General features: G+C 45.6%; 7 protein-coding genes. 4 read left to right on the top strand and 3 right to left on the bottom strand.

The window, feature by feature from the left end:
* Positions 1–47 precede the first annotated feature (47 nt).
* On the bottom strand, positions 48–1,121 hold the full coding sequence (locus IQ263_RS27645) for a sensor histidine kinase (RefSeq protein WP_194071239.1): 1,074 nt from the start codon (positions 1,119–1,121) through the stop codon (positions 48–50).
* A 152-nt stretch (positions 1,122–1,273) separates the two neighbouring features.
* The gene (locus IQ263_RS27640) at positions 1,274–1,435 is read right to left on the bottom strand and encodes a hypothetical protein (RefSeq protein WP_194071238.1); all 162 of its coding nucleotides are present in this window, start codon (positions 1,433–1,435) and stop codon (positions 1,274–1,276) included.
* A 33-nt stretch (positions 1,436–1,468) separates the two neighbouring features.
* On the opposite strand from IQ263_RS27640, the gene IQ263_RS27635 reads away from it, so the two are divergent.
* From IQ263_RS27635 to IQ263_RS27625, 3 genes are read left to right on the top strand one after another with little or no spacing between them, the layout of a single operon-like run.
* Positions 1,469–1,702, top strand: a complete 234-nt coding sequence (locus IQ263_RS27635; protein ID WP_194071237.1) for a hypothetical protein — start codon at positions 1,469–1,471, stop codon at positions 1,700–1,702.
* Positions 1,692–2,636, top strand: a complete 945-nt coding sequence (locus IQ263_RS27630) for a fused MFS/spermidine synthase (protein ID WP_194071236.1) — start codon at positions 1,692–1,694, stop codon at positions 2,634–2,636. Before IQ263_RS27635 ends, IQ263_RS27630 begins: the two co-directional genes overlap by 11 nt.
* A gap of 39 nt (positions 2,637–2,675) precedes the next feature.
* Positions 2,676–2,846, top strand: coding sequence for a YqaE/Pmp3 family membrane protein (locus tag IQ263_RS27625; protein WP_194012485.1), 171 nt, complete (start codon positions 2,676–2,678; stop codon positions 2,844–2,846).
* Between the two features lie 185 nt (positions 2,847–3,031).
* Here the strand turns inward: IQ263_RS27625 and IQ263_RS27620 are convergent, their stop codons facing one another.
* Positions 3,032–4,324: a glycosyltransferase family protein gene (locus IQ263_RS27620; RefSeq protein WP_194071235.1), complete on the bottom strand. Its 1,293-nt coding sequence runs from the start codon at positions 4,322–4,324 to the stop codon at positions 3,032–3,034.
* 36 nt (positions 4,325–4,360) lie between these two features.
* Here IQ263_RS27620 and IQ263_RS27615 point away from each other — a divergent pair, with 36 nt between their 5' ends.
* Positions 4,361–4,837, top strand: coding sequence for an ankyrin repeat domain-containing protein (locus IQ263_RS27615; RefSeq protein WP_194071234.1), 477 nt, complete (start codon positions 4,361–4,363; stop codon positions 4,835–4,837).
* Positions 4,838–4,881 lie beyond the last annotated feature (44 nt).

The raw sequence follows: 4,881 nt of genomic DNA, 5'->3' as shown, positions 1-4,881 counted from the left end.
CTCTCCCCCTCTTTACCCGCTCACGAAGTCGAAAGCCCCCTACCGCCTTAACTTCGGGGTTTGGCGACGATCGGAATCTCGATCGCAAACTCAGTCCCTTCTCCCACTGCAGATATGCAATCCAACCTCCCGCCGTGTTTGTCCACCACAATTTGATAACTAATTGACAGCCCCAAACCAGTCCCGTGCCCCACTGGTTTAGTTGTAAAAAACGGATCGAAGATTTTCCCTTTTACAACTTCATCCATTCCCATACCATTATCCTTGATGCTAATTTTAGCCCAATCTTCTGCAAGACTAGAAGTAGTAATTTCAATTTGGCTGGGGTTGGCTTCCATCTCTTCTGGCGATCGGTTTTTTTCTTGCTCCCGCAGCGCATCAATAGCATTATTAATGATATTCATAAATACCTGATTCAATTGTCCTGGATAACATTCTACTTTCGGTAGATGCCCATAATTTTTAACAATTTTAATAGCTTTACAATCCGGCTTTTCCTTAGTTGAATTCTGCAAAATCAACAAAGTGCTGTCAAGTCCTTCGTGAATATTAACAGGTTTCTTTTCAGCTTCGTCAACCCGCGCAAAATTGCGTAAAGTCAGCACAATTTCGCGGATGCGTTCGGAGCCAACTTTCATCGACGAAAGAGTTTTTAACAAATCCTCGCGCAGAAAGTTCAGGTCAATCTCTTCAATAAAATCCTCAATCTCCGCATCAGTTTCTGGATACCTACTCTGGTACATTTCGAGTAATTTTAAAATGTCGCCAGTGTAGTCATTGACATAGGTAATATTGCCATAGATAAAGTTGACTGGATTGTTGATTTCGTGGGCTATACCAGCTACCAAAATTCCCAAAGCCGACATTTTTTCAGCTTCGATCAATTTGAGCTGCATTGCTTGCTGATTTTCCAGAGCTTTTTCTAGTTGAGACATTCTTGCTTTTAATTTATTTTCTGAATCGAGAAATTCTTGAGTAACTGTTTTTAGCAAAAATTCTTTTTCTTGATTCTGGAGTTCTAGTAGGCTGCGTTCGGTTTCCGAAATTTCTAATTTTTGTCGCAGGATTAAATTTTCATCTTCAACATTTTTAATTGCATTTTCCCAGTCTTTTGGTTCCATTTGCTATTAGTTTAAACCTAAAAATAATCTCACAAAAGTTAGATTGTGAATTTGAGTTGCACCCTTAACTTACTTATAATTTAGTCGCAGCTCGCTCCGGCATTTTTGTTGATAAAATTAATAACTCCTTTATTTTGCTCGATCTAAAAATCTTATCTAATATTCATTGAAAATGTCAAGAGATTAACAACAAAGCAAGTTAAAACCGATCGCAGTTTTTCATCCCCGCACTCGCCATCGTTCCCGTTGCGATCGCCCGGGGTCGATCGCACAGCACTCCGCAAGGGTTGCTTGAATTCGAGAGGATCGCGCATTTGTCGGAGGGCCAGGGCGCGAAAAATCGCCAGATGAGTGACAAGATTTGTACAAAAGCCGCCCAGGGCGATCGCCCACAAGCAATCTCAACTACCCAGCCCAGCGCGCCATCTCCCAGAAGGCAAGCACACTATACGATTGCTGAGAAATTTCACTCTTGTGTGTCGATCGCACTCACACACCCGCACCATTTTGTGCTAAGAAATACTACTTGTGACAACATCGAAACAGCATTCTATATTTGGAGAGTAATTGATGTCAGGTAGCGAAGTTCGTGCAGACTTTTGGATGAGCGAGTACATTACCCCCTGGGATATTTACGTTCACGGCATCATCAGCGTCCTCGCTTACAAGAAAACTGCCTATCAAGAAATGTACGTAGTTCAGACCGGTACCTACGGCAAAGGCTTAGTTTTGGACGGCAAATGGCAATCTTGTACCGGCGACGAGTTTCTCTACCACGAACCCCTCGTGCACCCAGCCATGATTGCTCACGGTTCGCCCAAAAAAGTGCTCGTGCTCGGCGGCGGAGAAGGAGCTACAATTAGAGAAGTGCTGCGCTGGAAAACAGTCGAAAAAGTCGTGATGATCGACATTGACGGCGAAGTAGTAGAAGCCTGCCGCGAACACCTGCCAGAAATGCACCAAAATGCCTTTGACGACCCCCGCTGCGAAGTAGTAATCGGCGATGCCTTGGATTATTTAGACAATACCGACAGCGATTGGGATATTGTCATTTCTGACTTGTCAGATCCCATTGAAGAAGGCCCATCTTTCCAGTTATTTACCAAGGAGTATTTTGAGAAAGTTCGCAAAATACTGTCACCTGACGGATATTTTGTAGTACAAGCGGGCCCCGTTTCTCCGGCAGAAATGAAAATGCACGCCCGCATTGTCAACACCCTGAAATCGGTATTCCCCAACGTTCAATCCTGCACCAGCTTTATTTCTACCTACGGAGCTCCTTGGGGTTTTGCGGTAGCTTCGAGCCAGGAAATAAACACGCGGCCAGAACCCGAAGTTACCGACCAAATACTAGCAGAAAAAACAACCGGCGGGTTGCGGATGTTGGACGGGATTACACTGTTGGGGTTGATGCAAGTTCCCGGTCACTTGCGGCGGGTAATCGCCGAGGAAACCGAAGTTTACACTATGGCAGCACCGCCTAAGTTTTTCGGGAAAGGTTCTGTCAGTCAGTGAAGCTAAATTGAAAGAGAAAAGTCGTTTGGAGTAACTGAGATGAGCAATTTAATTCGCATAGTCGCCGCCATTTTTCTTCCCCCTCTGGGTGTATTTTTGACGGTCGGCATCGGTACTGATTTTTGGATAAACCTCGTGCTCACGTTTTTTGGCTTTATTCCTGGCATTGTCCACGCCATTTGGGTAATTTCCAAGCACGATCGAGGTTAAGCTATTTTTGTAAGGTGCGTCGCTGCAAAATTTTCGAGTTTATTTGGAGATGGTTGATAGCGACGCACCCTACAATATTTACAAGGTTAAGCTATTTTTGTAAGGTGCGTCGCTGCAAAATTTTCGAGTTTATTTGGAGATGGTTGATAGATCCGCACCATACCATATTTACAAGGTTTTATTGATTATTGCACCTCAATTTCTTGACAAACCAATTCAGCAATTTTTTTCGCCGCCCCCGATTCTCCTCGAACTGCACGCAAACGATCGCCCATTTGTGCTAATTTATCAGGATGGGTCAAATAGTCGATCGCCAAATCCGCCACAGCATCCGCTTCCAGCCGCCCAATTAACTCCGGCACAATCTCCTCCCCAGCCCAAATATTCGGCCAAGCATAAAGTTTTCCCTTCCCCAATTGCAAGATGGCCCAATTAATCGCCGTCGCAAAAACAGAACCGACTAACGGCAAATTTGCCAGCAATCCCGGCAAACCATCCCAAGCTTTCATCGCATCCAATTGCTGCGTCGGAATCAACACAATCATCGGTACAGCTAAGGAACCCAATTCCGCAGTATTCGCCCCCACAGTAGTCAAACACAAACTACATTCTGATAGTAAATCATAAGCTGGAGTCTCAGTCCAAAGTTCTATTTTTAGGTTATTTTCTGTCAGCAAAAACGGCGATTCTGTTAAATGCAGTTGGGCGCTGGCGCTGTCAAATAAATGCAGGCAAGGATTTTGTTTTGGGTCGGCAAAACCTGCTATAGTTTGCACATCTATGGTAGGCGCAACCGGAATTACAAAGCGTGTTTGAGGACGGATGCGGTGGATGGATTGGGCGATCGCCAAACATAAAGGTACACCTAAAGCTAATTTCGCCGCCTTAGAACCCGGTAACAATCCAATTAATTCTATTTTGGGAGGAGGCGGAGCAAAAGCATCTGCGTTTCCAGGCAGATCCAGGAAACGAGGTAAATCAGTCGATTTGCGATCGGCTACTTCGGCAATCAAATCTCCCACAACTGCAAATTTACTAGCATATTTTTGGGGAACTTTAGCAAAAACTTCCGGTTTCATCGCCCCAAACTTATCAATCCAGCGATACCACCGCGCGTCCCATTCCGCATAAGTAACAGTGCGATATTTTAGCCTTTTGCCAATAACAACCGTAAAAAATTGGTCGCCGCCTAAAAATAAAACAACTCCGGTTTCGTACCAGTCCCAATTTTGGGCAGTTTTGCCCGATAATAGGAATGAAAAAAAATGCTCCGGTGCTTGCACTCTGTCCACTTCTGGATAGGAAGATGCGATTTCTGCTTCTTTCCCCGTGGCGTGCGGACAGGGGGACAGCACCACCGAAATTCGCGCTTCTGTGCCCCTGTTTGCCAATTGCTGGCGCAATGCTTGCACGGCGGGACGCACCCAAGTTGCCAATTCTCCGGGGCCGTTGGAGAGGATTAAAATATCGACTGTCATAGGATTTAAGATTTAAAAGGATGCAAAGGAGATTTTATGACAGATTTAATTGATGCCGTCAAGATGGGTGATGTGGCGGCGGTAGAATGTGCGATCGAACAACGCGCAGATATCAATGCCAAAGATGGCGAAGGCGCGACGGCTTTGACCGCTGCGGCTGAGGCTGGCAATGCTGAAATTGTCAAAAAAATCCTCGCAGCAAGCGCGGATGCTAACAGTCAGGATAATGACGGGTGGACGCCGTTAATGAGTGCCGCTGCTGCAGGACATAGCGAGATTGTACAGCTTTTGCTGGAAGCTGGGGCGGATGTGAATGCTCAAACTACTTTTGGTTTGACGGCTTTGATGAGTGCGGCGGGTAGCGGGCGCGCTGATGTTGTGCAGGTTTTGCTGGAGGCGGGTGCTGATATCAAAGCTAAGGATAATAATACTTGGACTGCTTTAATTTGGGCATCTTCGGAACATCATCAAGATGTCGTTGAGGTTTTGAAGCTGGCGCGCGATCGGCATTAGAACTTTTGCAAAAATACAGTGCACCCCACCCCAACCCTCCCCGA

The organism is Tychonema sp. LEGE 06208 (assembly GCF_015207505.1).
Lineage (GTDB): Bacteria > Cyanobacteriota > Cyanobacteriia > Cyanobacteriales > Microcoleaceae > Microcoleus.
This window is presented reverse-complemented; position numbering and strand designations above follow the sequence as displayed.